This window comes from Methylobacterium sp. E-065 (assembly GCF_022829605.1).
Classification (GTDB): domain Bacteria; phylum Pseudomonadota; class Alphaproteobacteria; order Rhizobiales; family Beijerinckiaceae; genus Methylobacterium.
Window position 1 is genome coordinate 1 of sequence record NZ_JAKSYD010000069.1, and the last position, 1896, is coordinate 1896.

The window sequence follows — 1896 nt, forward strand, 5'->3', positions numbered from 1 at the left end:
GGCAGCGGGCGACCTCGACCGATCAGCTCAAATGAGAATCCGCGCGGTTGGTCGCACTGGCCGAGCTATGCCGTGAGTGTATGTGGTCGACCGGTTTATCGAACACATAGGTTTCGAACGATGTCGCGCGAATCCGAGCCCGCTCTCTCGGATGAGATCCAGAGACACCTCGGCGGCCTCCTGGCGGCCGCCTACACTCAGGATGAGGCCCAGCTGAGAGCCGCAGATCGCTTCGCCGAGCTGTTGGCCAAGCTCGATGTGGCATTTGAGACAGCGAGCGAGCGTGATGAAGCTGAGTTCAAAAGGCTGCTTCTTGCCGTAGTCCCGCCTCTACGTCGCTTCGCCGTCTCGCTCGCCCGCGATCTCACTGCGGCTGACGACCTCGTGCAGGATACCCTCCTGCGGGCGTGGCGAAGCCGGACGCGCTTTCAACCGGGCACGAACTTCGAGGCATGGACCTTCACGATCCTGCGCAACACCTTTTACAGCAGTCAGCGCAAACACCGCGAAATCCAGGACGAGGACGGCAGTCACACGGCCAACCTATCGATCCCGCCTGATCAGATCGGGCGTCTTGACGTCCAAGATATGCGTACCGCTCTCGACCGGCTCGCGCCGATCATGCGTGAGTCCCTAGTGCTCGTGGCGATCGAGAACCTGAGCTACGAGGAGGCCGCTGCGGTCATGGAATGCCAGATCGGCACCGTGAAGAGCCGGGTCTGGCGCGCGCGGGACCAGCTCATGCGAGCGCTCGGCTACACCGGTGCTGAGATCGGAACTGACGGGGTAATGCTGTCGGCGCTCAGCAGCTCGCGTGAGGGTGGCGGATGAGCTCGGATCCGGGCGTTGTATCTACGGCTGAGCCGGTGATCCGACACGACGCGATCCGGGAACGCGCCTACGATCTATGGGACCGACACCATCGGCCTGTTGGCTATGATCTGCATTTCTGGGTCATGGCCGAGCGTGAGCTGAAGGCAAAGCGACGAGCGGCGCAGTTGGCAAGCCAAGTCGAGCTGGCGTGATGGCCACCACCATCGACGGTATTGCGTTCCAGACATGTATCCCAGGGACTGGGACACGCTCGCCTTTGCAAGGCCGGATACCCACGGGCGCAGGATCATGAGCGAAGGCATCGTCCCGCTACACCGAAGAGGCGAGAAGCGATCGGCGCTTGCCCGGGTCGATGTTGCTGCGGTGGAATTGCTCGCCGCCGGTCAAGCGACGAACCTCCAAGCTGCACGTGCCAAGGTGATCTTGGAGGACCTGCGCGACCATCGGGACCAAATGGCGGTGGTGCTCGCTGACCTGCGGGGACGGGAGCCGACTGGCGAAGCCGAGATCGACGAGGCCAACGCCAACCTCATCACGGCGATCAATCAGGGCATCGTGCAGATCGACTTGTTCGTCGCACAGGCCCAGGCCTATGCCGAGGGAGCAGTCCCGACAGGGCAGTTTGGGGACCAACTCGACCGGTGACAGTGTCAATGTCGGTAGCGTTCAGCGAGCGCCATCAGCGCCTGGGCCAGCTCCGTGAGGTTGGCCGAGGCGGACTCGACCTGCCTCGTGCCGGCCGCGGTCTGCTGGCTCGCCTGCCGGATGTTCTGAAGCGCGCCCATCACCTGCTCGATCCCAAGCTGCTGCTGGTTCGCTGACGCGATCACCTGCTGGAAGACCTGACCGCTTTCCTCCACCTTCGCGGTGATCTCTTCGATGGTCCGCTGCGTCGTGTCCGAGCGGGTCTTGCCGGCGGCGGCGCGCTTGACCGCCTCCTCGGTGAGCATCACCGAGGTGTTGATGCCCCGCTGGATCTCCCCCAGGATCCCGCGCACCTGACTGGTCGCCGCCTTGGCCTGATCTGCCAGCAGCTTCATCTCGGAGGCGACCACCGAGAAG

At 63.6% G+C, this 1896-nt stretch carries 4 protein-coding genes; 3 read left to right on the top strand and 1 reads right to left on the bottom strand.

The genetic code is table 11. From position 1 onward, the window contains the following. Window positions 1-120 precede the first annotated feature (120 nt). From MKK84_RS06800 to MKK84_RS06810, 3 genes are all read left to right on the top strand, one after another. Window positions 121-831: a sigma-70 family RNA polymerase sigma factor gene (locus tag MKK84_RS06800; protein WP_243917895.1), complete on the top strand. Its 711-nt coding sequence runs from the start codon at window positions 121-123 to the stop codon at window positions 829-831. Next, the gene (locus MKK84_RS06805; RefSeq protein ID WP_243917897.1) at window positions 828-1025 is read left to right on the top strand and encodes a DUF2934 domain-containing protein; all 198 of its coding nucleotides are present in this window, start codon (window positions 828-830) and stop codon (window positions 1023-1025) included. Before MKK84_RS06800 ends, MKK84_RS06805 begins: the two co-directional genes overlap by 4 nt. Before the next feature lie 97 nt (window positions 1026-1122). Beyond that, window positions 1123-1479, top strand: a complete 357-nt coding sequence (locus MKK84_RS06810) for a hypothetical protein (protein ID WP_243917899.1) — start codon at window positions 1123-1125, stop codon at window positions 1477-1479. A gap of 5 nt (window positions 1480-1484) precedes the next feature. Here MKK84_RS06810 and MKK84_RS06815 read toward each other — a convergent pair. Further along, the coding region (locus tag MKK84_RS06815) for a methyl-accepting chemotaxis protein (RefSeq protein WP_243917907.1) at window positions 1485-1896 on the bottom strand (412 nt) is incomplete at its 5' end.